We start from the raw sequence: 23,668 nt of genomic DNA on the forward strand, positions 1-23,668 counted from the left end.
GCGGCGCGTCAACCGCTACTGGAGAGTAATGTGAGCGATGATCGATCATCTTCATGCGAACAATAATCTCGGGGCGGGACCCGCCGACACCAGCCAGAACCCGCCAGGACCTCGCCCGGATCCGCTCAGGCGGAGCGGTCGGCGTACTCCAGGACGTGTTCCGCCAGCAGTCGTCCGACCTCCGGATCCCGCTGCCGGAAGGCCTCGATCAGCGGAGCATGGTCGGCCGCGTTCTCGTGCAGTTCCGGACGGACCCGGTGCAGCGACAGCACCGTCCACACCTCCACGCCCAGCCCCTCCCAGGTCCGCAGCAGCGCCCCGTTGCCGGCGGCGGCCACGATCTCGCGGTGGAAGGCCACGCCGTGCCGGGCCTGCCCGAGCGCGTCACCCGCCCCGGCCGCCGCCGCCATCCGTTCCGCGTGCCGCTCCAGGGCGGCGGTGTCCCCGGCCAGGCGGACGACCGCCGACTCGGCGGCCAGCCGTTCCAGCGCGGCCCGCACCTGGTAGACCTCGCGCAGTTCGGCCGGGCTGATCTCGCGCACCCGCACGCCCCGGTTGGGCTCGGCGTCGAGCAGCCCGAGCGACTGCAGCGAGCGCAGCGCCTCGCGCACCGGCGCCTGGCTGACGTTCAACTCGGCGGCCAGGCGCCGTTCCACGATCCGGTCGCCGGGCTGCCAGCGCCCGTTCAGCAGGCCCTCCAGCAGCAGTCCGCGCACCTGCTCGCCGAGCGGCACCCGGGACAGCGGGTCGGCGTCCCCGGCGGGTGGCGGAGGGCTCGGGCGGGTCATGCGGGCTCCTTGATCGTGGTTCATGGCGCGTGGTTCATGGCGCGCGGCGGTGCGGTGCGGGGCCGGCGGCGCCGTCCGGTCAGGCCAGGCCCAACTCGTCGCCCACGCGCGGGGCGAGGAAGCGGGCGACGTCCGCCTCCCCGACCTCGGCGAGCGCCGCCGGGGACCAACGCGGGGTGCGGTCCTTGTCGATCACCTGGGCGCGGATGCCCTCGACCAGGTCGTGCCCGCCCAGCGCGGCGCAGGAGACGCGGTACTCCTGGTCGAGCACGGCCTCCAGGGAGGGGAGCGTGCGGGCCCGGCGCAGCGCGGCGAGGGTCACCGTGACGGCCGTGGGGGAGTTGCCGAGGAGCAGCTCCGCGGCTTCCTTCGCTTCCGCCACACCGGAGTTCAGCAGTCGTTCGACGATCTCCCCGACGGTGTCGGCCGCGTAGCAGGCGTCGATCCAGCCGCGCTGCTCCGCGAGCGGGGGCCCTGGCGCGGGCTCGGCGTGCGCGGCGACGACGGCGGCCGGGTCGGGGCTCTCGGCCAGGGCGTCGAGCAGCGCCGCGATCCGCGTCGAGGGGACGAAGTGGTCCGCGAACCCGCACAGCAGCGCGTCACCGGGGCCCATCGAGGCGGAGGTGAGGCCGAGGTGCGTGCCCAACTCGCCCGGGGCGAGCGCGAGCAGCCGACTGCCGCCGACGTCCGGGACCAGCCCGATCCGGGTCTCGGGCATCGCGACGGTGGAACGTTCGGTGACGATCCGGACCGCGCCGTGGGCGGACAGGCCGACGCCGCCGCCCATGGTGATGCCGTCCATCACCGCGACGTACGGCTTCGGGTAGTGGGCGATCAGCGCGTTCAGCCGGTACTCGTCGCGGAAGAAGGCCCGGGTGCCGGCCCCGCCGGCCTTGGCGTCGTCGTGCAGTGCGCGGAGATCGGCCCCGGCGCAGAGGCCGCGTTCGCCGGCGCCGGTCAGGACGACGGTGCGCACCCGGTCGTCCGAGGCCCACTCGGCCAGCGTCGTGTGGACGGTGGTGATCATGCCGTGGGTCAGCGAGTTGAGCGCCCGCGGCCGGTTCAGCACGATCCGTCCGGCCTCGCCGTCCAGGGAGACCTGGACCTCCGCCACCTCTGCGCTCATCGGGTCCGTTCCCGTCGTCCGGTCGTCCCTCGGTCTTGACGACTCCTGTCGTCCACCGTACCGGGGCGGCGCGGAGCCGTGATCACCTGACCGGCCGGCCGACGGGCCGCGAGGACATCGTCGCCACCGGTGGGGCGGGCCTGTAGGCGCGGTGGGTTCGGCACGCGAGGGGAAGTTCGGGGAAGGGGTGGGGGTAACAGATAACAGCTGACAGATGATGAAATCTGTCAGCTGTTATCTGTCGCCTGTGATCTGTGATCTGTGATCTGTTCGCCGTCAGTTGTCGGCCGGCGGCGGCGGACCGCCTACGGCTGGACCCGCCCCGTCACCTCACCGAAGCCGATGACGGCGCCGTCCGCCCCCGGAGCGGTGGCGGTGATGGTGACCTCGTCGCCGTCCTCCAGGAACGTCCGGGTGGTGCCGTCCGGGAGCTTCAGCGGCTCCTCGCCGTTCCACGTCAGCTCGATCAGCGCGCCACGGGTCTCCGGCTCCGGTCCGCTGACGGTGCCCGAGGCGAACAGGTCGCCGGTACGCAGCGAGGCGCCGTTGACCGTCATGTGGGTGAGCTGCTGCTGTGCCGTCCAGTACATCGAGGCGAACGGCGGCCGGGACACCAGGTGCCCGTTCAGCCGGACTTCCAGCGCCAGGTCCAGTCCCCACGGCTCGCCGCCGCGGTCGTCCAGGTACGCCAGCGGCTCGACGTCGCGCTCGGGCGGCGCGACCCGGGCGTGCTGCAGGGCGTCCAGCGGGACGATCCACGGGGAGACGGAGGTGGTGAAGGATTTGCCGAGGAACGGGCCGAGCGGCACGTACTCCCAGGCCTGGATGTCGCGCGCGGACCAGTCGTTGACCAGGCAGACGCCGAACACGTGCTCGCGGAAGTCGTCCAGGACGACCGGTCGGCCCAGCTCGGACGGGGTGCCGACGACGAAGCCGACCTCCGCCTCGATGTCCAGCCGCCGGGTCGGCCCGAACGACGGCGCCGGGTCGGCGGGCGCCTTGCGCTGCCCGTGGGGCCGCACCACCGGGGTGCCGGAGACGACCACCGTGCCGGCCCGCCCGTGGTAACCGATGGGCAGGTGCTTCCAGTTGGGGGTGAGCGGCTCCGACCCCGGGCGGAAGATCCGGCCCAGGTTGGTGGCGTGGTGCTCGGAGGCGTAGAAGTCGACGTAGTCGGCGACCTCGAACGGCAGGTGCAGCTGGACCTCGCCCGCCGGTAGCAGCGCGGGCGACAGCGCCTCGCGGTAGGACTCGTCCGTCAGCCACCGCGTGAGGTCGGCCCGGACCTGCGTCCAGGTCGAACGCCCCGCCGCCATCAGCGGGTTGAGTGAGTCCGCGGCCAGCAGCGCGGACGGCGCCCCGGCCGCCTGGGCGGCCGCCGCGGCGTCCAGTACGAAGTCCCCGACGCGCACGCCGATCCGGCGCCGGCCGGGCTGGTCGGCGGCGGTGAACACGCCGTACGGCAGGTTATGCACGCCGAACGGCGAGTCCTGGGCGCTGGCGAGCCAGCTGCGGGGGGTGGTGCTCAACGGTCCTCCTGGGGCTGTGGCGTGGACGGCAGCAGGCCGAGCGCGGCCAGGTCGTCCAGGGGTTCGGCGATGCTGCACGTGCCGAACGCGGTGAACGAGTTCCGGATCACCGTAACCTGACGATCGGTCAATGCGTGGACGGCCTTGGCCAGCACCGCTCCGTCGCGTTCGGCCAGCACCGCCGCTGCCGCGGCCCGGTCGGTCTCCTGCGCGGCCAGCAGCACGTTGAGGAAGCCGTGGTGCTCGAAGCCGGTGGCCGGGTCGGTGTGCCGGACGGCGTTGTGCAGTCCGGCGGTGCACTTGTACGGCAGTCCGCGCAGCGCGCAGCCGGTGAGGAAGGCGGCCAGCTCCTCCTCGTCCGGGAACGCCTCGGCCACCACCCCGCCGGTGCGGAACTTCGCCCGGTAGGGGCTGTCGATGAGCACGTCCAGCACTTCGCCCAGGCCGTCGCCGCGCAGGAGTTCGCGCGGCAGCTCGATGGCGGCCGGGACGTCCGGCGGCAGCAGCCGGTCCAGGGCGGCGACCGCCTCGGCGGCGTCCCGGACGGCGAGTTCGACGCCGGCCAGCTCGAAGGGCGCGGCGGCGGCGAGCGCCGGGCCGAGTTCGGCACTGCCCCCCGGCAGCACGAGCCCGACCCTGAGCGCCGCACCGCCCGAAGCCGGCGCGCCGGTCGATGCCGCCGCCGCACCGCCCGCCACCGCCGCGGCCAACTCGCCCAGCCGGCCCGCCCCGCACAGGAGCGGGCCGACCGCCTCGGCGTACCAGGCCGCGCGGTGCCCGCGGTGCGCGGGCACCGCCTCGGCGACCGGCAGGTTCCCCGGGGGGAACACCGCGGCGTCGTCGAAGAGCCTGCGGAACAGCTCGGGGATCGCCCCGGTGGCCGGTGAGTCGGGCGCGGCGGACGAGGCGGCGCTCATCGCCCGGGCCCCCGCCCGGCCCAGGTCCAGGCGTAGTTGCCGTCCTCGCCGGCCCGGCCGCCCTCGCCGAGCTCCAGCGGGCGGAACGTGTCCACCATGACGGCGAGTTCGTCGAAGAACTCCACGCCGATGCTGCGCTCGTACGCGCCGGGCTGCGGCCCGTGGGTGTGCCCGCCGGGGTGCAGCGAGATCGAGCCCTGGCCGATGCCCGAGCCCTTGCGGGCCGCGTAGTCGCCGCCGCAGTAGAACATGACCTCGTCGCTGTCCACGTTGGCGTGGTAGTACGGCACCGGGATCGACAGCGGGTGGTAATCCACCTTGCGGGGAACGAAGTTGCAGATCACGAAGCCGTTGCCCTCGAACACCTGGTGGGCCGGCGGCGGCTGGTGGACCCGGCCGGTGATCGGTTCGAAGTCCCGGATGTTGAAGGCGTACGGGTACAGGCAGCCGTCCCAGCCGACCACGTCGAAGGGGTGGTGCGGCACGGTGTAGCGGGTGCCCGAGACACCGTTCGGGCCGCGGTGCTTGACCAGCACGTCGACGTCTCCGGAGGCACCCCCGGCGGCGTCCCCGGTGGCGTCGACGACCAGCGGGCCGACCGGGCCGCGGAAGTCCCGCTCGCAGTACGGCGCGTGCTCCAGCAGCTGCCCGTACTTGGAGAGGTAGCGCTTGGCCGGGGTGATGTGGCTGTTCGCCTCGATGCAGTACGCGCGCAGCGGTTCGTCCCCGGCCGGCACCCAGCGGTGGGTGGTGGCGCGCGGGATGATCACGTAATCGCCCTGGCCGACCTCGATCGAGCCGAAGACCGTCTCGACCGTGCCGGAGCCGGACTCCACGTACACGCACTCGTCACCGAGTCCGTTGCGGTACAGCTCGCTCGGGGCCCCGGCGGCGACGTACGAGATCCGCACGTCGCCGTTGCCGAGGACCAGGCGGCGGCTGCCGACGACGTCCGCGGACTTCCACTCCTGGTCCGCGAACAGCTCGTGCAGCTTGAGGTGGCGGGGGAGCAGGGGGTGGTTGGGCACCGTGGACTGGTCCGGCAGCTCCCACGGCACCGCGTTCACCACGGCCGAGGGGATGCCCCGGTGGTAGAGCAGCGAGGAGTCCGACGAGAACCCCTCCTCGCCCATCAACTCCTCGTAGTACAGCCCGCCTTCGGGTGTGCGGTGCTGGGTGTGCCGCTTGGGCGGGATGCTGCCCAGCTGCCGGTAGTACGCCATCTCCCTGCTCCTCCTCGACCGTGCTCAGCCGACCGTCCTCACGGTACGCCCGACCGTACTCAGAGTTCCCCGGCACTCACAGGTTGCCGCGGGCGTCCTGCTCGCGCTCGATCGCCTCGAACAGCGCCTTGAAGTTGCCCTTGCCGAAGCCCAGCGAACCGTGCCGCTCGATGAACTCGTAGAAGACGGTGGGGCGGTCGCCGATCGGCTTGGTGAAGATCTGCAGCAGGTAGCCGTCCTCGTCGCGGTCGACCAGGATGCCGCGCGACTTCAGGTCGTTGATGTCCACCCGCACCTTGCCGATCCGGGCGCGCAGCTCCGGGTCGTCGTAGTACGAGTCGGGGGTGTTGAGGAACTCCACGCCGCGCGAGCGCAGCACGTCGACGGTGGTGAGGATGTCGTTGGTGGCGAGCGCCATGTGCTGGCAGCCGGGGCCGGTGTAGAACTCCAGGTACTCGTCGATCTGCGACCGCTTCTTGGCGATGGCCGGCTCGTTGAGCGGGAACTTCACCCGGTGGTTGCCGCTGGCGACGACCTTGGACATCAGGGCGGAGTAGTCGGTGGCGATGTCGTCGCCGACGAACTCGGCCATGTTCACGAAGCCCATGACCCGGTTGTAGAACGACACCCACTCGTCCATCCGGCCCAGCTCGACGTTGCCGACGGCGTGGTCGAGGGCCTGGAACAGGCGCTTGGGCGAGCCCTCCGGGTGCTGGACCTTGCTCTGCGCGGTGATGTACCCCGGCAGGTAGGGGCCGTGGTAGCGGGAGCGGTCGATCAGGGTGTGGCGGGTCTCGCCGTAGGTGGCGATGGCCGCGCGGCGCACGGTGCCGTTCTCGTCGGAGACGTCGTTCGGCTCCTCCAGGACGGTGGCGCCGGTCGCGCGGGCGTGCGCGATGCACTTGTCGACGTCCGGGACCTCCAGGGCCAGGTCGACGACGCCGTCGCCGTGGCGGCGGTGGTGGTCCAGGAGCGGGCTGTCCGGCAGCACCCCGCCCTTGATCACGAAGCGGCAGGAACCGGAGCGGAGCACGAAGGCCTTGCGGTCACGACGGCCGGTCTCCGGGCCGGAGTAGGCGACCAGCTCCATGCCGAACACGGCCTGGTAGAACTGGGCCGTCTGGGTGGCGTTGCCGACCACGAAGACGACCGCGTCCTGCGCGGTGACGGGGAACGGGTCGGTGGCCGGGTCGTGCTCGACGAGGCCGACGAGGCGGCGCAGCTGGTCGGCGTCGAGACCGGCCTCGCGCTCCTCGGGGGTCAGCTCAAGGGCGTGGGACTGCGGGGTCATCGGTCGTTCCTCCACTTTTGGCCTCGGCTCTGAGGCGTCCGCTTGAGGCGGCCGCGCCGCGAACGGGTGGGCGGTGCGGCTGGCGGAGAGCTTGCTCCTGTCCGGGTGGCTGGGCAACAGGTCGGGATTTCACTGTTCAATGTGTACAAGCTGATCAGGAAATCCCGCATTCGGCTGCGCAAAATGTGCTGCCGATCGGGACCGGTTCACGGGGCCCGCGACACCGGGTCCTGGGCGGTCCCGAGCGGGGCGAGGTGGCGCAGGAACCAGGCCCCGGCGAGCTCGGCGACCTGGTCCAACGTGCCCGGCTCCTCGAACAGATGGCCCGCACCCGGCACCACCGCCAGTTCGCTCACGCAGTGCAGCCGGGCCCGGGCCCGCCGGTTCAGGTCGATCACGGTGGTGTCCAGGCCGCCGACCACGAACAGCGTCGGGGCGCTCACCCGGCCCAGGACGTCGGGACCGGCGAGGTCGGGGCGCCCGCCGCGGGAGACCACCGCGCCGACGGCGGGCCCGAGCGCGGTGGCGGTGTGCAGGGCGGCGGCGGTGTGCAGCGCGGCCGCGGCGCCGGTGCTGGCGCCGAACAGACCGAGCGGCAGGCCGCGGGTCTCCTCCAGCCGGCCCAGCTCCTCGGCGACGGCGGTCAGCCGGTCACCGAGCAGACCGACGTCGAACACCTTGCGGCGGTCGGGCTCCTCGGCCTCGGTGAGCAGGTCGAACAGCAGCGTGGCCAGCCCGGAGCGGTTCAGATACCGGGCGACGTGACGGTTGCGCGGGCTGCGCCGGCCGCTGCCGCTGCCGTGCGCGAAGAGTACGATGCCGCTCGGCGCGGCGGGGACGGTCAGCCGGCCGGCGAGGCGCACACCGGCGGCGCGCAGGACCAGCTCGCGGTCCACGTCCACCGGCCCCGGCGCGCGCCGCCCGCCCGCGGCCTCGGCGAGCAGCCGCAGGACCTCCTCGTCGCCGGTCTGCGCGAAGTCCCCGTAGAACTCGCCGATCGAGAAGAACGGCGACGGCGTGCCGACGCAGACCAGCTCGTCGGCGACCTCGGACAGGCGCTCCGTCCAGTCCGCCGGGGCCACCGGGACGGCGAGCACCACCCGGGCCGCGCCCCGGGCCCGGACGATCCGGCAGGCGGCCCGGGCGGTGGAGCCGGTGGCGACGCCGTCGTCCACCACGATCACCGTGCGGCCGCGCAGGTCGGCGGGCGGGCGGCCGCCCCGGTAGCGGCGGGCCCGGCGCTCCAACTCGGTGCGCTCGCGCCGCTCCACGGCGGCCAGCTGGTCGTCGCCGACCCCGGCCAGCCGGATGACCTGCTCGTTCAGCACCCGGACGCCGTCCTCGCCGATCGCCCCCATGCCCAGCTCGGGCTGGTAGGGCACGCCGAGCTTGCGGATCACGCAGATGTCCAGCGGCGCGCCGAGCGCGGCCGCCACCTCGGCGGCCACCGGAACCCCGCCCCTGGGCAGCGCCACCACCACGGTGTCGGCGCCGCCCAAGTGGCCCACGCGGGCGGCCAGCCGCCGGCCCGCGTCGGTCCGGTCGGTGAAGTGGGTCCCGGTGCCGTGCATGACGCGCCCTCCGTGTTCCACGGTACGTCCGGGCGGCGTCGCGCGGGGCGCCGAGGGGGGCACCGAGGGAGCACCGAGGGAGGCGCCGAGGGGGCGGGGCACCGGGGGCGTGGGCCCGTACCCCCCGGTGCCCCGCCCCCGGGGCCGTTCCACGTTCCGCGCGGCGGCTACGGACGCATCTCGTACGCGCCCGACAGCTCCTCGACCCGGGCCCACACGGCGGCGGCCCGCTCCGCGTTGGCGACCGGCCGGCGCACGTTCGCCAGCGCCCAGGCGGCCTGCTCCGGGGTCGTCGAGGCCTTGCCGTGCAGCTCGGTCGCGTGCGCGGAGAAGTCGCGGACCAGCGCGTCGAAGATCTGGTCCAGGACGTCCTCGTCCAGGCCGGTCAGCTCCGCCTGCTCCAGCACCAGCTGGCCGTAGACGATCAGTGCGAACAGCTGGCCGATCTCCAGCAGGAAGTCCAGGTCCGCCTGCTGCTCCTTGCTCGGCGCGTGGCTGAGGAGCAACTCGCAGAAGCCGTCGGCCTGTTCGCGGAAGCGGGCGACGTTCGGCAGCTGCGTGTGGCGGTCGTACGCGGTGCGCCAGTCGTGGAAACGGATCGCGCCGAGGCCGCGGGCCGCGCCCTGGCGGAACAGGAAGGCGTCGTCGGTGGCGTCCAGCCGGGTCGGTACCGGAGCGTAGTCGCTCGGGGCGAACAGGTAGTTGCCCATGAACTTGAGGATCAGTGCCAGGTTGACGTGGACGGTGCCCTCCAGCTTCGGCAGGCCGCGGATGTCCTTCGCCGCCTTGTCGAAGTAGGTGTCCGCCTCGAAGCCCTTGGCCGCGATGACGTCCCACATCAGGTCGATGACCTTCTCGCCCTCGGTGGTGACCTTCATCTTGGTCATCGGGTTGAACAGCAGGTAGCGGCGGTCCTCGGGGGAGGCGGTGCGGAAGTAGTCCACGGCCCGCGCGCTGAACATCTTCATCGCCACCAGGCGGGCGTACGCGTCGGTCAACTCCCGTCGCACGTGGGGGAAGTCGGTGACCTTCCGGCCGTACAGCACCCGGTTGTGGGCGTGCGTGACGGCCTCGTACATCGCGTGCTCGCAGATGCCGACCGAGGCCGTGCAGAGGTTGAACTTGCCGACGTTGACGGTGTTCAGCGCGGCGTCGAAGGCGGCCTGCCCGGTGTGCAGCACGTCCTCGGCGCGCACCGGGTAACCCTCCAGCCGGAACTCGCTGACGTACATCTGGGCGTTCACCACGTTCTTGACCAGGTGGTACGCGTCGTGGCGGCTGTCGGCGGCGAAGAAGACGTAGCCCTCGGGGCCCTCGACGTCGGAGCGGCGGCCGAACACCGAGACCAGGCCGGCCACGTTGCCGTTGCCGATGTAGTACTTGGAGCCGGTCGCGGTGAAACCGCCCTCGCCGTCCGGGGTGAGGATCATGTCGGTGGAGTAGATGTCGGCGCCGTGGGTGCGCTCGGAGAGGCCGAACGCCATGACGTGACCCTCCGTCAGGAGCTTGGCGGCGCGGGCCCGGACGGCCTCGTTCTTGCTCTGCCAGACCGGCCCGAGGCCGAGGATGGTGACCTGCCAGGTGTACCAGTAGCCGAGGCCGTAGAAGCCGAGGATCTCGTTCAGCTCGGCGATCCGGGAGGTGTCCCAGCGCTTGCCCGGGTCGGCCGCGGACGGGGTCAGGAACTCCGCGAACAGACCCTCCTTGGCGGCGAATTCGAGGAAGTCGGCGTACCAGGTGCGGTCGACGTAGGTGTCGATCAGCGCCTTCTTGCCGCGGGACTCGAACCAGTCCACGGTCGCGCGCAGCAGCCGGCGGGTCGGCTCGTCGAACTGCGCGGGGTCGTACGTACGCGGGTTGAAGAGCATCACGGGCTCCCGGGGGTCGAGGGTGAGGGGTGGCGGGTGAGGAGGCGGCGGGTGGTGGCCGGCGGATGACGGCGAACAGCGGACAGATGACAGCCGACAGATGACAACTGACAGAGTTCAGCTTTCAGATTTCAGATTCTGTTATCTGTCACCCGTCATCTGTGGCCCGTCATCCGCGGCGAGGCGGTGCAGGGTGGCGAGCACGTCGTCGAGCCAGGCGAGGGTCATCCGCTCGTACTCGATGCCGCCGCGCAGCACCACGTGCTGGAGCTCCTGCTGGGTGTCGAGCGCGGTGAGGTCGGGGAAGTCGCGCTGCTCGCCGTGCAGGTAGCGGGCGAGCAGGGCGGCGTGGCTCTCGCGGTGCCGTTCGACCTCGGAGATCAGCGCGGCCGGGTCGTCGAAGGCGGCGGCGCGGATCTTGACCGCGAGCTCGTGGCGGACGGACTCCGGCTCGACCGGTTCGCGCAGCCAGCCGGCGAGCACGGCCCGTCCGGCGTCGGCCGCCGAGTAGACCTTCTTGTCCGGCCGGCCGTCCTGGGCGACCTCTTCCGCGGCGACCCAGCCGTCGGCCTCCATCCGCCGCAGCACCTTGTAGATCTGCTGGTGGGTGGCGGTCCAGAAGCGTCCGATGGAACGGTCGAAGCGCCGGGCCAGTTCGTAGCCCGAGCCCGGCTGCTCCAGCAGTGAGACGAGGATCGCGTGCTCCAGTGCCATGCCCGGCATCCTGCTATGCAACGAATTGCATAGGCAATGGGGGTTCGGAGTGGTGAGACGCAGGTCACCGGCGTGATCGGATGGTTATCGAGCATTTACGGCCAAAAGGCGCAAATCGGCGGATAGGCGCCAGAATGGGTACGGGGCAAGAGCCCTCCATGTTCCGAACCCTAGGAGGTGGTATCGGTGTCTACCCAGATTCCGATGGGCATGGAGCATCACCCGGACATCGTCGAACTACGGGAGCACTACGAGCGGATCACCTCGACCCCGCGCGCCCAGGCCACGGAGGCCCTGGCCGTGCTGGCCGGTCTCTTCCTGGCGGCATCGCCATGGATCGTCGGCTTCACCGCCTTCAACACGCTGACCGTGACCTGCCTGATCGTCGGCCTGGCCTACTGCGTGCTGATGGCGGGCTACGGGTCGGCCTACGAGCGCACCCACGCGAGGGCCTGGGCGGCCACCGTGCTCGGCGCGTGGACGATCGTCTCTCCCTGGCTCGTCTCCGGATCGGCCGCGCAGGGCAGGAACATCGTCACCTGCGTCATCGTCGGTGCCGTGATGTTCCTGCTCGGTCTCGCGGCGATCTCGATGGCCACGATCACGGCGAACGGAGCAGCGATGCGGCTCGGCCGGGCCGGCCGCGCCAAGGGCTGACGTCACCGACAGTCCGCGTCCGGGGCGTGGAGGGCCGAACCGTCCTCCGCGCCCCGGCGCACGTCGTCAGGGAGCCGCGGCCGTCACGGGCGGGTCGGTGGCCGTCACGGGCGGGTCATCCGCAGGACGTCCAGGGCCTCGTCGAGCTGCTCCCGGGTGAGCTTGCCCTGTTCCACGTAGCCGCGCTCCAGCACGACCTGTCGGATCGTCTTCCGTTCGGCCAGCGCCTGCTTGGCGACCTTCGCCGCCTCCTCGTACCCGAGGTAGCGGTTCAGCGGGGTGACCACCGAGGGGGAGGACTCCGCGTACTCCCGGGCCCGTTCGACGTTGGCGGTGATGCCGTCCACCGTCCGGTCCGCCAGCAGCCGGGCGCTGTTGGCGAGCAGCCGCACCGACTCCAGCACGTTGCGGGCGAGCACCGGGAGCATCACGTTCAGCTCGAAGTTGCCGCTCGCGCCGGCCAGGGTGACCGTCGCGTCGTTGCCGACCACCTGGGCGGCGACCATCAGCACCACCTCGGGGAGCACCGGGTTCACCTTGCCCGGCATGATCGACGAACCGGGTTGCAGGTCCGGCAGGTTGATCTCGCCGAGGCCGGTGCGCGGGCCCGAGCCCATCCACCGCAGGTCGTTCGCGATCTTCGTGAAGCCGACGGCCACCGTGCGCAGTTGCCCGCTCAGCTCGACCAGGGAGTCGCGGGCCCCCTGCGCCTCGAAGTGGTCCCGCGCCTCGGTCAGCGGCAGGCCGGTGGTGCGGGCGACCTCCTCGATCACCGCCGCCGGGAAGCCCGGCGGGGTGTTGATCCCGGTGCCCACCGCCGTGCCGCCGAGGGGCAGTTCGGCGACCCGGGGGAGCGTCGCCAGCAGCCGCTCCCGCCCGTGCCGGACCTGGGCGGCGTAGCCGCCGAACTCCTGGCCGAGGGTGACCGGCGTGGCGTCCATCAGGTGCGTCCGGCCCGACTTGACCACCTGTGCGAACTCGGCGGCCTTGCGCTCCAGCGCCTCCGCCAGGTGCTCCAGCGCCGGGATCAGGTCGTGCGTGACGGCGGCGGTGGCGGCGATGTGGATCGAGGACGGGAAGACGTCGTTGGACGACTGGCTGGCGTTCACGTGGTCGTTCGGGTGGACCGGGCGGCCCAGCCGCTCGGCGGCCAGGGTGGCGATCACCTCGTTGGCGTTCATGTTGGACGAGGTGCCCGAACCGGTCTGGAACACGTCCACCGGGAACTCGTCGTCCCACCGCCCCTCGGCGACCTCCTCGGCCGCCGCCGCGATCGCCGCCGCCGTGTCCTCGTCCAGGACGCCGAGGCGGGCGTTCACCCGGGCCGCCGCGGCCTTGATCCCGGCCAGCGCGGCGATGTGCGCGCGCTCCAGCCGCTGGCCGGACACCGGGAAGTTCTCCACCGCGCGCTGCGTCTGCGCCTGCCACTTCGCGGCGGCCGGCACCCGGACCTCGCCCATCGAGTCGTGCTCGACGCGGTACTCCCGCTGGTTCTCCTGCTCGTCACCCATCACGCGCTGCACCTCCTGAACGGGCCGGTGGTCCGGCCCCGAGCGGTCTCCGATCACCACAGCCGCGCGCGGGCCCCGGGTATTTCCGCCCGGCCGCATCCGGTGTCGCGGCCAGGTCACGCTCGCGGTTCCGGCCCGACCACGCTCGCCGTTCCGGCCCGGCCGCGTCCACGGTTACGGCCGGACCGCGTCCGGTCGTTACCCTCGGGCCGTGTCCGCCGGGCCGCCTCCGTCGTCACCGCCGGGGCAGCTCGGCGCGGAGCAGTTCGCCCGGCGCGGTGCCGGCCTGGGCGACCAGGGCGCCGCCCGGCGCCCAGAAGCCGGAGCCGCCCGAGGTCTGCGGCTGATTGCCGCTCGCCCCGGCGGACGTGGCCAGTACGGCCCACACCCCGTGGGCGGCGGCGCGGTCGCGGAGGTGCCCGTCCCGGCGGGCGGCCTGCGCGGGCCCCGCGCCGTACAGGGTGGAGGCGACGTAGGCGTCGATGCCGAGCGCGGCGGTCTCCTCGGCGTGCGCGGGATCGGCGGCGTCGGCGCAGATCGCGAGGCCGAACCGCAGGCCGTCCAGTTCCAGGACGGCGGGCCCCTCGCCGGGGGTGAACCGGTCGTGCTCGGCGCCGTGCAGCCGCGTCTTCCGGTACACGACGACGGCGCCTTCGCCCGTGACGGCCAGGGTGGCGATGGACTCGCCCCCGTCGGGCTCGGTGACCGGCGCGCCGACCAGGGCGGTCGTGCCGGTCGCGGCGCAGACGGCGACCAGCGGGGCGAGGCGCGGATCGGCCGGGCCGAGCGCGGGCGCGGCCAGGTCGTAACCGGTCAGGGAGAGCTCGGGGAACACCACCAGACGCGCGGCGGCCTCCCGTACCGCCTGCGCGTGCCGTTCGACGTTCACGGCCACGGTGTCCGGGCGGCCGGCGTCGGCGCAGGCGGGCTGGGCGACGGCCACCGTCACGGTGGCGGTGGCGGTGGCGGTGGCGATCAGGGGCGCGGGCATGGCGGTGCCTCCGGGCACGAGGTGGAAAAGATCAACGTATGCGCAGGTCCGGGCGGTGGACAAGGGTTTCGCGTGTCAGCCGGGAGGGCGGCGGCCGGGGCGGACGCACGCACCGCTCCGCGCTGTGCCCGGAGCGGGCGCCGACCCGGAGCATGATCACCCGAATGGATGAATAGCTGCGTGGAGTGCTTCAAACTGCCGTGCGCCACTTCGTACGCTCCTGACCGGGCCGGATTCACACCGGCCCCACCCTGATCGCCGCTGCTCGGCATCACCGCTGTGCGGCTTCATCGCTGTGCGGCATCACCGCCGCTCGGCGCGGGTGACCGGCTAGTGGGGGCGGACTCATGACGACGACAGGGCGGGGCATGGCCGGGGGCACGGAAGACCATGGGGGGACGGGCCCGGGGAAGCAGCGTGGAACCGCCGGGGGCGGCGGGCTCACCAGGCGGCAGATGCTCGGCGCCTCGGCCGCCCTGGGCGGCGCGGCCTGGCTGCTGCGCGGCACCATCGGCCCGGACAGCGCCGAGGCGGCCACCCCGGTGCCGCCCGGCCTGCCCGCCGGCACCGAGCTGTACCAGCGGGTCTTCCAGAACTGGTCCGGCGAGATCCGCACCGACCAGCTGTGGACCTGCGCGCCCCGCACACCGGAGGAGGTACCGGCGCTCGCCGACTGGGCGCACGCCAACGGCTGGCGCCTGCGCGCCACCGGCTACCGGCACACCTGGGCACCGCTCACCGTCGCCAACGGGACCCCGGACAGCGCCCGCGTCCTGCTCGTGGACACCAGCCGCCACCTCACCGCGGTGACCGCCGACTCGCCGACCACCGTCCGGGTCCAGACCGGCGCCACCATGGAGGACCTGCTCGCCCACCTGGCCGGCCGGGGCCTCGGCCTGACCGCGTGCCCGGCACCCGGCGAACTGACCGTCGGCGGGGTACTCGCCATCGGCGGCCACGGCACCGCCGTACCCGCCGCCCACGAACTCCGGCCGGAGGGGCACGGCTACGGCTCGGTCAGCAACCAGGTCGTCCGGCTCACCGCCGTCGTCCTCGACCCGGCCACCGGCCGCTACACGCTGCGCACCTTCGAGCGCGCCGAGGCCGACAGCGCCGCCTTCCTGGTGCACCTGGGCCGCGCCTTCCTCACCGAAGTCGTGCTGCGGGCCGGCGCGGACCGGCCGCTGCGCTGCGTCAGCCGTCTCGACATCCCGGCCAGCGAACTGTTCGCCCGCCCCGGCACCGGAGGCGGCGGCGGTGGGATCCTGGGCGGTCTGCTCGGCGGTGGCGGCCCGCGCACCCTCGCCGACTTCGTCGAGCGCGACGGCCGGGTCGAGGCGATCTGGTTCGCCTACACCGAGTACCCCTGGCTGAAGACCTGGAGCGTCGCCCCGGCCAAACCGCTGGGCTCCCTGCCCGTCGACCAGCCCTACAACTACCCCTTCTCGGACAACATTCCGGAACCGGTCGCCCGGCTCGCCGGCCAGATCCTCGCCGGCGCCTGGGGATCGGCCCCGCTGTTCGGCCAACTCCAGTACCTGATCGCCAAGGTGGCGCTCACCGGCGACCTCACGGACGTCCTCCTCTCCGGCGGGCTGCTGCGCGACCTGCTCAGCGGCGACCTGATCACCCACCTGCTCGCGGGCGGCCTGCGCTCCGACCTCTGGGGCCCGTCGCGCAGCCTGCTGCAGTACGTCCGGCCTACCACCCTGCGGGTCACCGCCAACGGCTACGCGGTCCTCGCCAAGCGTGCCGACCTCCAGTGGGTGGTCAGCGAATTCGCCGCCTACTACCGGAAGTTGCTCGCCGACTACCAGGCCCGGGGGGAGTTCCCGGTGAACGGCGCGGTGGAGATCCGGGTCACCGGCGTGGACGACCCGACCTCCTCCGGCGTCCCCGGCGCGCGGCCGCCGCTGCTGTCCGCGCTGCGTCCTCGGGCGGACCGCCCGGAGTGGGACACCGCGGTCTGGCTCGACGTCCTGGCCTTCCCCGGCACCCCGGGGCTGGAACGCTTCGCCCGCGACCTGGAGCAGTGGCTGCTGCGCACCTTCGACGGCACCCGGGCGGGCCTGCGGGTCGAGTGGTCCAAGGGCTGGGCGTACACCGCCGACGCGGCCTGGTCCGATCCGGACCTGATCGGTCGGGTCATCCCCGCGAGCCTGCGCGACGGCGGCGGTCCGGGCTGGGACGAGGCGGTCGCCGTCCTGGACCGGCACGACCCGCACCGGGTGTTCGGAAACCCCTTCCTGGACGGGTTGTTGAAGTAGTGGAGTGCATGTGACGGATCGTCAGATGTGTTCCATGACGATCACCGCGAGGGTGTCCGGCGCCAGCGCGCGGAAGACGTGCGGGGCGTCGCCCGGGTAGCTCACGTAGTCGCCCGGGCCCAGCTCGACCGGGGCCTCCGTCGGCCCGGCCAGCGCCCGGCCCGAGCCGACCAGCACGTGCTCGACGGTGCCGGGCATGTGCGGGTCGGAGGCCCGGGTCTCGCCCGGCTGCGCCTCGATCCGGTAGATGTCGCGCCGGGCGTTCGGCGGGCAGGAGGACAGTACGGTCGCCGCGTAGTCGGCGCGCTCGGAGTGGGTCACCGGGCCCTCGCCGGCCCGGATCACCTTGACGGCCGGGCGCGGGGGGTCGACCAGGCGGCTGAACGGCACGTTCAGCGCGACGGCGAGGGCCCAGAGCGTCTCCACGCTCGGATTGCCCGCGCCCGACTCCAGCTGGGAGAGCGTCGACTTGGCGATGCCCGCGCGCCGGGCCAGCTCCGCCATCGACAGCCCGCCGCGTTCGCGCTCGCGCCGGATGGAGACGGAGATCAGGCCGATCAGGTCCGCGCCGGAACCCGCGCCCGGGGTGGTCCGGTCACTCATGCTTGCCACTCACGCTCTCCTGGCTCCTTCTCCGGCTCCCGTGCGGCTGGTGCCGTTCATGCTGCCACTCGTGAGGGCGGCTGTCCGCATCCGCCCGTCGTTCGCCCTGTCGGTCCAATCGTTCGCCTTGACGAACGACGGGCGATGGGTTCAGTCTGGTGGACATGCGTTCGCTACTCCGAACACTGGAGCGTGCCACCCTTCGGGACATCGCTCTCGTCTGCCTCGCCGACGCGCTCGTCGGCGCCTCCTTCGGCGCGATCAGCGCCTCCGGCGGCCTGCCCCTGTGGGCGCCGGTCTCGCTTTCCGTCCTCGTCTTCGCGGGCGGCTCCCAGTTCGCGGCGGTCGGCGTGGTGCTGTCCGGCGGCGGTGCGCTCGCCGCCGTCGCCACCGGACTGGTGCTCAACGCCCGGCTGCTGCCCTTCGGCTTCGCCGTGGCCGACGTGCTCGACGGCCCGTGGTGGCGGCGGCTGTTCGGCGCGCAGCTGATCACCGACGAGACCGCCGCGTTCGTCCTGCGGCAGGAGGACGGGCGACGGCGACGGGCCGCTTTCTGGCTCTGCGGACTGGCGCTGTTCGTGGTGTGGAACGTCTCGGTGGTCCTCGGGGCCCTGGCCGGCGGGCTGATCGGGGACACGGACGCGCTGGGCCTCGACGCGGCCTTCCCCGCCGTGCTGCTCGCGCTCGTGCTGCCCTCGCTCGCGGACCGGCGCGTCCGCACCGCCGCCGTGGCAGGCGCCGTCGTCGCGGTCGCGGCCACGCCGTTCGTCCCGCCGGGGCTGCCCGTCCTGCTCGCCCTCGTCGGGCTGTTGTTCGCCGGACGGCCCGGAACGCGCGAGGGCGGTGCCGGTCGTGACGTGCGGGAGGGGCATGAGGCGGGGGAGGGCCGTGAGGTGCGGGAGCCGCAGAACTCACGGAAGTCGCGGAAGGGGGCGTCGGTCGAGGAGCCGCGCGTCCCGGTGATCGAGCGGGAGGAAGCCCGATGATGCCGTTGTACGCGGTGCTGCTGCTGGCCGTCGGGACGTACGCCTTCCGCCTCGCCGGGCCGCTCCTCGGCCACCGGCTCGCCCTCTCGGAGCGCGTGCGGCACCTGCTCGCCGTCGCCGCGGCCGTCCTGCTGGTCGCCCTGGTCGCCACCGGCGCCCTCACCCAGGGCCAGGGCTTCGCCGGTTGGGCCCGCCCGGCGGGCGTCCTGGTCGCCGGTGTGCTCGCGCTGCGGCGGGCGCCGTTTCCGGCGGTGGTGGTCGCGGGTGCGGCGACGACGGCGCTGCTGCGGCTGTGCGGGGTGGGGTGAGGGGCGGTCCGTCAGCCGTCCAGCGCCTTGAAGAAGATCGTCGTCGGGTGCGCGCGCCCCGAGGGGTCGGTCGCGTAGTCCGGCACCGAACCGACCCGGGTCCACCCGGCCGCCTCGTACAGCCGCTCGGCCGGGCTGCCCGTCTCGGTGTCCAGCACCAGCAGCCGGAGCCCCAGCTCGGCCGCCCGCTCCTCCAGCGCCGCCAGCAGCCGCCCGGCCAGCCGCTGCCCCCGGTCCGCCGGGTGCACCATCAGCTTGGCGACCTCGCCCCGGTGCCGCCCGTTCGCGGGCGCCGCCGGGCGCAGCTGGATCGTCCCGGCGAGCCGCCCGTCGGCCTGCGCCCGGACCGTCCACAGCAGCAGTCGATCCGCCGCGACCTCCGGGGCGAGCGCCCGCCACCACGCCACGGCCTCGGCCCGCTCCAGCGGCGCGAGGAAGCCGATCGACCCGCCACCGTGGACGGTGTCCACCAGCAGCCCGGCCAGTTCCTCCGCCGCGCCGTCCAACTCCTCCGCCGTCACCTGACCGACCGTGTAGGCCTCGCCCGCCATGTCGCCTTCCTCACTCGCTCGCGCCCGCCCACCGTCCGGGCGGTTGCGCCATACTCGCCGGTACCGCGCCGAGACCGGGATCCCGTCGATATCCCGCCGACACTACAAGGAGCTTCGATGACGAAGCCGACCCGGATCGACCCGTCCGACCTGCTCGCCGTCGGCGACCTGCTCTCCGACGAGGAGCGGCTGATCCGCGACACCGTCCGGAGGTTCACCGAGGAGCGGATCCGCCCGAACATCGGCGACTGGTTCGAGCGCGGCGTCTTCCCGGCCCGCGAACTCGCCCCCGAACTCGGCGCCCTCGGCGTGCTCGGCATGCACCTCGACGGCTACGGCTGCGCGGGCGCCGGCGCGGTGGCGTACGGGGTCGCCTGCATGGAACTGGAGGCGGCCGACTCCGGGCTGCGCAGCTTCGTCTCGGTGCAGGGCTCGCTCGCGATGCGTTCGATCCACGCCTTCGGTTCCGAGGAGCAGAAGCAGCGCTGGCTGCCCGGCATGGCCGCGGGTGAGCTGATCGGCTGCTTCGCCCTCACCGAGCCGGACTTCGGCTCCGACCCGGCGAACATGCGGACCCGCGCGGTGCGCAAGGGCGGCGACTGGGTGCTCTCCGGCAGCAAGATGTGGATCACCAACGGCAGCATCGCCGACGTCGCCGTCGTCTGGGCGCAGACCGAGGAGGGCGTGCGCGGCTTCCTGGTCGAGCGCGGAGCGCGCGGCCTGACCGCCACCGACGTGCACGGCAAGCTGTCCCTGCGCGCCTCCGTCACGAGCGAACTCGCCTTCGACGAGGTGGTGCTGCCCGCCGACGCCGTCCTGCCGGGCGTCACCGGCCTGCGCGGACCGCTCTCCTCCCTCAACGAGGCCCGCTACGGCATCCTCTGGGGCACCGTCGGCGCCGCCCGCGACTGTTACACCGCCGCCCTCGACTACGCGAAGAGCCGGATCCAGTTCGACCGCCCGATCGCCGGATTCCAGCTCACCCAGCACAAGCTCGTCGAGATGATGCTGGAGGTGGAGAAGGCCTACCTGGTCGCCCTGCGGATCGGACGGCTCAAGGAGGAGGGCGCGGCCCGCCCGCCGCACGTCAGCTTCGGCAAGCTCAACAACGTCCGCACGGCGCTGGAGGTCGCCCGCAGCGCCCGGACCGTCCTCGGGGCCAACGGCATCACCACCGAGTACCCGGTGCTGCGGCACGCCAACAACCTGGAGTCGGTGCTCACCTACGAGGGCACCAGCGAGATCCACACCCTGATCCTGGGCGAGGCCATCACCGGCGAGTCCGCCTACCACTGACGGGCCGCCCACCTCGGGAAATCCGGTGGCCGGGACCGTCGCGGCCCGGCTACCGTGCCCACCGTGAACAGCGAGCCCACCACGCCCGGCACCGCCCCGACCACCACCCTCTGGCGCCCCACCGGCCCCGAGGAACTGGCCCTGGTCGAGGCGTCCGGCCGGCGCGCCTGGCCGCCCCGGCTGCCCGAGCAGCCGATCTTCTACCCCGTCCTCAACGAGGACTACGCGATCCGCATCGCCCGCGACTGGAACGTCCCCGCCTCCGGCGTCGGCTACGTCACCCGCTTCGAGGTCGACACCGCCTTCCTCGCCCGCTACCCGGTGCAGCAGGCGGGCGGCCGCACGATCCTCGAACTCTGGGTCCCGGCCGAGGAGTTGCCGGAGTTCAACCGGAACATCGTCGGCCGCATCGAGGTCGTCCACGAGTTCCGCCCCCAGCCGTGACGCGCCCCGCCGCGCCGGGCCCGGTTGGCGCGCGCCCGAGTGAGGAGCGCCCAGGTGAGGAGCGCCCGGGTGGGGCGCCCGCAGCCGTGCCCTACCCGTCAACGACGGCGCGCGAGGCGCGCGGGGACCGCGTGCTGCTCACCTCCGCCCAGCGGACCAGCACCACCGCGCTGCTCACCGAGGCCGCTGCCCGGCGCGGCCTCGACACCGCCGTCCTGGACGGCCCGGCCACGGTCGAGCGCCTCGCGGGGCGGCCCGTCCACTGGTACGGCGGCCCGCTCTCCGCAGCCCGGATCGCCGGCCCGCTCGGCCTCGCCCTGCTCGAACCCGACGACGACTGGCTCACCCGCCTGCCCGAGGAGTTCACCCGGCGCCGGATCGAGATCACCACCCTCGCCGAGGCGTGGACGCTGCGCCGCCCGGCGTTCGTCAAGCCACCCGCCGACAAGTCGCTCCCGCCCGCGGTCTATCCGGACGGCACCCGCCTGCCGCGCACCGGCGACCGGATCGGCCCCGACACGCCCGTCCTGGTCAGTGAGCCGGTGACCTTCGCCGCCGAGTACCGGCTGTTCGTCCGCGACGGCGAGGTGCTCACCGGCAGCCGCTACGCCCGCTTCGGCCGGCTCGACCCGGCACCGCTGACCGCCGAGGCCGGCGCCTTCGCCCGGCGCCTGCTCGCGGACGTCGGAGACACCCTGCCCGGCGCCGTCGCCCTGGACGTCGGCCCGATCGCGGACCCCTACGACCCGGCCGAGCACTGGGCCGTCGTCGAGGCGAACCTGCCGTGGTTCGCGCACTGCTACGCCGCCGACCCGGACCGCGTCCTGGACGTCGTGCTGCGCGCCGCCGGACCGGTCTCCGAACTGGCCCAGGCCGACAGTCGATTCGTCCGTACGGCCGCCTGACACCCGGCGGACACCCCGCGTTCGGCGGGTGGATGCCGGACGGTACGGCGGGCGGTGGAGCATGGCGCGGTCGGCGGCGCCCTCGGCGGGCGCGGCCGGGTGTGTACGACCGAAAGGAACCCCCGCCATGTCCGCTGCCCAGTGGCCCCGCCCCCGGGTGCTCGTCGTCGGGATCGACGGCGTCCGCCACGACTACCTGGAGCACGTGCCGATGCCGCGCCTCCAGGAGCTCGCCGAGGCCGGGTTCCTGGTGCCGGTGACCGTGGCGGACACCACGCCCACCATGTCCGGGCCGTGCTGGGCCACCATCGTCACCGGCGTCGAGCCCGCCAAGCACGGCGTCTGGGGCAACCACCTCGGCGGCAACCGGCTCGACGTGTTCCCTGACTTCGCCACCCGGCTCGCCCGCGGCGACCGCCGCCGCACCTTCGTCGCGGCCGGCTGGGACCCGCTGATGATCAACGAGTCCGGCGGCCCGCTGTTCCGCGCCCCCGGCCGGCTCTCGTACATCGCCCCGGCCGAGGACACCCCCGAGGCCTGGGAGGCCGTCGACGAGGAGGTCACCCGCGAGGCCGTCCACGTCCTGGGCACCGCCGACCCGGAGGCCTCCTTCGTCTACCTCGGCGCCGTCGACGAGACCGCCCACTTCCTCGGCTGCGGCGACGAGTACCGTGCCGCCATGCGCACCGCCGACGAACGCCTCGGCCGACTGCTCGACGCCGTCCGCGGCCGCGCCGATTACGCCGACGAGCAGTGGACCGTCATCGTCGTCACCGACCACGGCCACGTCGACGCCGGCGGCCACGGCGGCCGCACCGTCGAGGAGCGCACGGCCTGGGTCGCCTGCGCCGGGCACGGCATCCCGGCCGGCCCGCCCACCGGGGAGATCCGCCACCCGGACGTCGCCGCCCAGGTGTACGCCTCGCTGCTGCGCCCCATCGACCCGCACTGGACCCTCGACGGCCGGCCCTTCCCGCTCGCCCGGCCGGTGCCGGTGCCGGTGCCGGAGGCGGTGTCGGCGCGGATCTGATCGGCGCTCTGATCGGGGGTCCGGCCTGTGCTCTGACCGGCGGTCCGGCCGGCGGCCCGGGGCCGGTGATCCGACCCGGGGCCGGCACCGTCGCCGGCCCCGGGCCCGACGACGCCTCAGGACGCGCTGATGCATCCGGGTGCAGCAGGCCGGGCTGCGCCGGAGACCGGCTTGAGTGACGCTCGATCGAGGCCCGGGCGGCACTTGAAGACGGTGTGCCAGCCTGGTCGCCCCACCGTGTAACCCCGAGACCGGGTCGCTGGACATACCTCTGAAGGTGGAGACGCTACCCCGTGGGATGGAGACAAGATCGCGACCTCGTGGTGACGCTCCGGAGGGACGGCAAGGGCCACGATGGATACACCCGGACGGCAGACCTCGCCGACCGGACCGGAACCGGAGACGGAGAGGACAGACGGGCATGAAGGGCATCGTGAGCAAGGTCGCACTGGGAGTCGCGGGCACCGGCATGGCCGTCGCCGTGGCGGCCGTGGCAATCGGCCCGAGGGTGTCCGAGTGGTACGACGGACGCCACCAGGAGCAGGCCACCTACGACACCGGCAGCCAGGCCAAGGCCGAGCGCCGTTCGATGCCGACCTGGCTGCCCGACAACGCCTCCTCGGTGAAGTACCTGATGTCGACCACCGGCGACGACCGCCTGCTGCGCGCCACCCTCCCGGAGGGCCGGCTGCCCGTCGGCTGCAGCACCGGCCTGCCCGGCAAGTCCGCGCACTCGGTGCCGCTGTCGCTCAAGGCCGGCTGGTTCCCCGAGGGCGTCGCGGCCAAGGCCAGCGGCACCTGCGGGCACTACAACGTGACGCTCACCGGCAACCAGCTCTACGCGTGGCAGGACGGCGCGGCGGTGCAGGCGGCCCTGCGCGCGGAGCGGCCCACCAAGCACTGAGCCGGGCATCCCGCGCCGAGTGCCGGGCACCGTGCGCTGAGCCGGGCATCCCGCGCCGAGTGCCGGGCACCGTGCGCTGAGCCGGGTTCCGGGCACCGAGTCGGGTGCCCGCGCCGAGCACGGCGTGAGGCTCCGAGGACGCCGCCAGGCCCCGACCGGCCCGCCAGGCACCGACAGGTGCGGGCGGG

22 protein-coding genes are annotated in these 23,668 nt (G+C 73.4%); 9 read left to right on the top strand and 13 right to left on the bottom strand.

Annotated features, from left to right (window positions below; translation table 11 throughout):
* Positions 1-125: 125 nt before the first annotated feature.
* The 9 genes from OG556_RS26830 to OG556_RS26870 form a co-directional block, all read right to left on the bottom strand.
* Positions 126-788 (bottom strand): GntR family transcriptional regulator, encoded by a 663-nt coding sequence (locus OG556_RS26830; protein ID WP_371520309.1) that lies wholly within the window; start codon positions 786-788, stop codon positions 126-128.
* A 79-nt stretch (positions 789-867) separates the two neighbouring features.
* Complete coding sequence (locus tag OG556_RS26835) at positions 868-1,914, bottom strand: enoyl-CoA hydratase/isomerase family protein (protein ID WP_371520312.1); 1,047 nt, start codon at positions 1,912-1,914, stop codon at positions 868-870.
* Between the two features lie 305 nt (positions 1,915-2,219).
* On the bottom strand, positions 2,220-3,443 hold the full coding sequence (fahA, locus tag OG556_RS26840) for a fumarylacetoacetase (RefSeq protein ID WP_371520315.1): 1,224 nt from the start codon (positions 3,441-3,443) through the stop codon (positions 2,220-2,222).
* Positions 3,440-4,360, bottom strand: a complete 921-nt coding sequence (locus tag OG556_RS26845; protein WP_371520318.1) for a hypothetical protein — start codon at positions 4,358-4,360, stop codon at positions 3,440-3,442. The genes fahA and OG556_RS26845 overlap by 4 nt, the downstream gene beginning before the upstream one ends.
* Positions 4,357-5,583 carry a homogentisate 1,2-dioxygenase gene (locus tag OG556_RS26850; protein WP_371520321.1) on the bottom strand — a complete coding sequence of 409 codons (1,227 nt, stop codon included), beginning with the start codon at positions 5,581-5,583 and terminating at the stop codon, positions 4,357-4,359. Before OG556_RS26850 ends, OG556_RS26845 begins: the two co-directional genes overlap by 4 nt.
* Positions 5,584-5,659: 76 nt before the next feature.
* Positions 5,660-6,874, bottom strand: coding sequence for a 4-hydroxyphenylpyruvate dioxygenase (gene hppD, locus OG556_RS26855; protein WP_350875044.1), 1,215 nt, complete (start codon positions 6,872-6,874; stop codon positions 5,660-5,662).
* Between the two features lie 206 nt (positions 6,875-7,080).
* Complete coding sequence (locus tag OG556_RS26860; RefSeq protein ID WP_371520324.1) at positions 7,081-8,445, bottom strand: phosphoribosyltransferase family protein; 1,365 nt, start codon at positions 8,443-8,445, stop codon at positions 7,081-7,083.
* A gap of 167 nt (positions 8,446-8,612) precedes the next feature.
* Positions 8,613-10,313 (bottom strand): acyl-CoA dehydrogenase family protein, encoded by a 1,701-nt coding sequence (locus OG556_RS26865; RefSeq protein ID WP_371520327.1) that lies wholly within the window; start codon positions 10,311-10,313, stop codon positions 8,613-8,615.
* 141 nt (positions 10,314-10,454) lie between these two features.
* Positions 10,455-11,027, bottom strand: coding sequence for a PadR family transcriptional regulator (locus OG556_RS26870; protein WP_371520330.1), 573 nt, complete (start codon positions 11,025-11,027; stop codon positions 10,455-10,457).
* Between the two features lie 186 nt (positions 11,028-11,213).
* Here OG556_RS26870 and OG556_RS26875 point away from each other — a divergent pair, with 186 nt between their 5' ends.
* The gene (locus tag OG556_RS26875) at positions 11,214-11,684 is read left to right on the top strand and encodes an SPW repeat protein (protein WP_063349890.1); all 471 of its coding nucleotides are present in this window, start codon (positions 11,214-11,216) and stop codon (positions 11,682-11,684) included.
* 104 nt (positions 11,685-11,788) lie between these two features.
* Here OG556_RS26875 and OG556_RS26880 read toward each other — a convergent pair whose 3' ends face one another.
* Complete coding sequence (locus tag OG556_RS26880) at positions 11,789-13,195, bottom strand: class II fumarate hydratase (protein WP_371520332.1); 1,407 nt, start codon at positions 13,193-13,195, stop codon at positions 11,789-11,791.
* A 235-nt stretch (positions 13,196-13,430) separates the two neighbouring features.
* Positions 13,431-14,186 carry a carbon-nitrogen hydrolase family protein gene (locus OG556_RS26885; RefSeq protein WP_371520334.1) on the bottom strand — a complete coding sequence of 252 codons (756 nt, stop codon included), beginning with the start codon at positions 14,184-14,186 and terminating at the stop codon, positions 13,431-13,433.
* A 455-nt stretch (positions 14,187-14,641) separates the two neighbouring features.
* Between OG556_RS26885 and OG556_RS26890 the strand changes: the two genes are divergently transcribed.
* Positions 14,642-16,453, top strand: a complete 1,812-nt coding sequence (locus OG556_RS26890) for a cholesterol oxidase substrate-binding domain-containing protein (RefSeq protein ID WP_371520337.1) — start codon at positions 14,642-14,644, stop codon at positions 16,451-16,453.
* Positions 16,454-16,474: 21 nt separating this feature from the next.
* On the opposite strand, the gene OG556_RS26895 is transcribed toward OG556_RS26890, so the two are convergent.
* Entirely contained in the window at positions 16,475-17,056 is a 582-nt protein-coding gene (locus OG556_RS26895) for a helix-turn-helix domain-containing protein (RefSeq protein ID WP_371522907.1), read from the bottom strand.
* Between the two features lie 164 nt (positions 17,057-17,220).
* On the opposite strand from OG556_RS26895, the gene OG556_RS26900 reads away from it, so the two are divergent.
* Positions 17,221-18,042, top strand: a complete 822-nt coding sequence (locus OG556_RS26900) for an AzlC family ABC transporter permease (protein ID WP_371520341.1) — start codon at positions 17,221-17,223, stop codon at positions 18,040-18,042.
* The gene (locus OG556_RS26905) at positions 18,042-18,350 is read left to right on the top strand and encodes an AzlD domain-containing protein (protein WP_063349896.1); all 309 of its coding nucleotides are present in this window, start codon (positions 18,042-18,044) and stop codon (positions 18,348-18,350) included. Before OG556_RS26900 ends, OG556_RS26905 begins: the two co-directional genes overlap by 1 nt.
* Before the next feature lie 11 nt (positions 18,351-18,361).
* Here the strand turns inward: OG556_RS26905 and OG556_RS26910 are convergent, their stop codons facing one another.
* Positions 18,362-18,901 (bottom strand): N-acetyltransferase family protein, encoded by a 540-nt coding sequence (locus OG556_RS26910; protein ID WP_371520344.1) that lies wholly within the window; start codon positions 18,899-18,901, stop codon positions 18,362-18,364.
* A 117-nt stretch (positions 18,902-19,018) separates the two neighbouring features.
* On the opposite strand from OG556_RS26910, the gene OG556_RS26915 reads away from it, so the two are divergent.
* The 5 genes from OG556_RS26915 (at position 19,019) to OG556_RS26935 (ending at position 23,480) form a co-directional block, all read left to right on the top strand.
* Complete coding sequence (locus OG556_RS26915) at positions 19,019-20,197, top strand: acyl-CoA dehydrogenase family protein (RefSeq protein WP_371520347.1); 1,179 nt, start codon at positions 19,019-19,021, stop codon at positions 20,195-20,197.
* 63 nt (positions 20,198-20,260) lie between these two features.
* A complete protein-coding gene (locus OG556_RS26920; RefSeq protein WP_371520350.1) occupies positions 20,261-20,641 on the top strand; it encodes an ADP-ribosylation/crystallin J1 in 381 nt (126 codons plus the stop codon).
* A 131-nt stretch (positions 20,642-20,772) separates the two neighbouring features.
* Positions 20,773-21,546 (top strand): ATP-grasp domain-containing protein, encoded by a 774-nt coding sequence (locus OG556_RS26925; RefSeq protein WP_371522909.1) that lies wholly within the window; start codon positions 20,773-20,775, stop codon positions 21,544-21,546.
* Positions 21,547-21,673: 127 nt separating this feature from the next.
* Complete coding sequence (locus OG556_RS26930) at positions 21,674-22,576, top strand: alkaline phosphatase family protein (RefSeq protein ID WP_371520353.1); 903 nt, start codon at positions 21,674-21,676, stop codon at positions 22,574-22,576.
* Between the two features lie 421 nt (positions 22,577-22,997).
* Positions 22,998-23,480, top strand: a complete 483-nt coding sequence (locus OG556_RS26935) for a hypothetical protein (RefSeq protein WP_363579474.1) — start codon at positions 22,998-23,000, stop codon at positions 23,478-23,480.
* Positions 23,481-23,668: the final 188 nt, after the last annotated feature.

It is taken from the genome of Kitasatospora sp. NBC_01300 (assembly GCF_041435235.1).
Taxonomy (GTDB): domain Bacteria; phylum Actinomycetota; class Actinomycetes; order Streptomycetales; family Streptomycetaceae; genus Kitasatospora.

Coding starts and splice junctions, on each gene's coding strand:
- OG556_RS26830 (WP_371520309.1), bottom strand. CDS start 788: ATGACCCGCCCGAGCCCTCCGCCACCCGCCGGGGACGCCGACCCGCTG.
- OG556_RS26835 (WP_371520312.1), bottom strand. CDS start 1,914: ATGAGCGCAGAGGTGGCGGAGGTCCAGGTCTCCCTGGACGGCGAGGCC.
- OG556_RS26845 (WP_371520318.1), bottom strand. CDS start 4,360: ATGAGCGCCGCCTCGTCCGCCGCGCCCGACTCACCGGCCACCGGGGCG.
- OG556_RS26850 (WP_371520321.1), bottom strand. CDS start 5,583: ATGGCGTACTACCGGCAGCTGGGCAGCATCCCGCCCAAGCGGCACACC.
- hppD (WP_350875044.1), bottom strand. CDS start 6,874: ATGACCCCGCAGTCCCACGCCCTTGAGCTGACCCCCGAGGAGCGCGAG.
- OG556_RS26860 (WP_371520324.1), bottom strand. CDS start 8,445: ATGCACGGCACCGGGACCCACTTCACCGACCGGACCGACGCGGGCCGG.
- OG556_RS26865 (WP_371520327.1), bottom strand. CDS start 10,313: ATGCTCTTCAACCCGCGTACGTACGACCCCGCGCAGTTCGACGAGCCG.
- OG556_RS26870 (WP_371520330.1), bottom strand. CDS start 11,027: ATGGCACTGGAGCACGCGATCCTCGTCTCACTGCTGGAGCAGCCGGGC.
- OG556_RS26880 (WP_371520332.1), bottom strand. CDS start 13,195: ATGGGTGACGAGCAGGAGAACCAGCGGGAGTACCGCGTCGAGCACGAC.
- OG556_RS26885 (WP_371520334.1), bottom strand. CDS start 14,186: ATGCCCGCGCCCCTGATCGCCACCGCCACCGCCACCGCCACCGTGACG.
- OG556_RS26890 (WP_371520337.1), top strand. CDS start 14,642: ATGCTCGGCGCCTCGGCCGCCCTGGGCGGCGCGGCCTGGCTGCTGCGC.
- OG556_RS26895 (WP_371522907.1), bottom strand. CDS start 17,056: ATGAGTGACCGGACCACCCCGGGCGCGGGTTCCGGCGCGGACCTGATC.
- OG556_RS26900 (WP_371520341.1), top strand. CDS start 17,221: ATGCGTTCGCTACTCCGAACACTGGAGCGTGCCACCCTTCGGGACATC.
- OG556_RS26905 (WP_063349896.1), top strand. CDS start 18,042: ATGCCGTTGTACGCGGTGCTGCTGCTGGCCGTCGGGACGTACGCCTTC.
- OG556_RS26910 (WP_371520344.1), bottom strand. CDS start 18,901: ATGGCGGGCGAGGCCTACACGGTCGGTCAGGTGACGGCGGAGGAGTTG.
- OG556_RS26915 (WP_371520347.1), top strand. CDS start 19,019: ATGACGAAGCCGACCCGGATCGACCCGTCCGACCTGCTCGCCGTCGGC.
- OG556_RS26930 (WP_371520353.1), top strand. CDS start 21,674: ATGTCCGCTGCCCAGTGGCCCCGCCCCCGGGTGCTCGTCGTCGGGATC.
- OG556_RS26935 (WP_363579474.1), top strand. CDS start 22,998: ATGAAGGGCATCGTGAGCAAGGTCGCACTGGGAGTCGCGGGCACCGGC.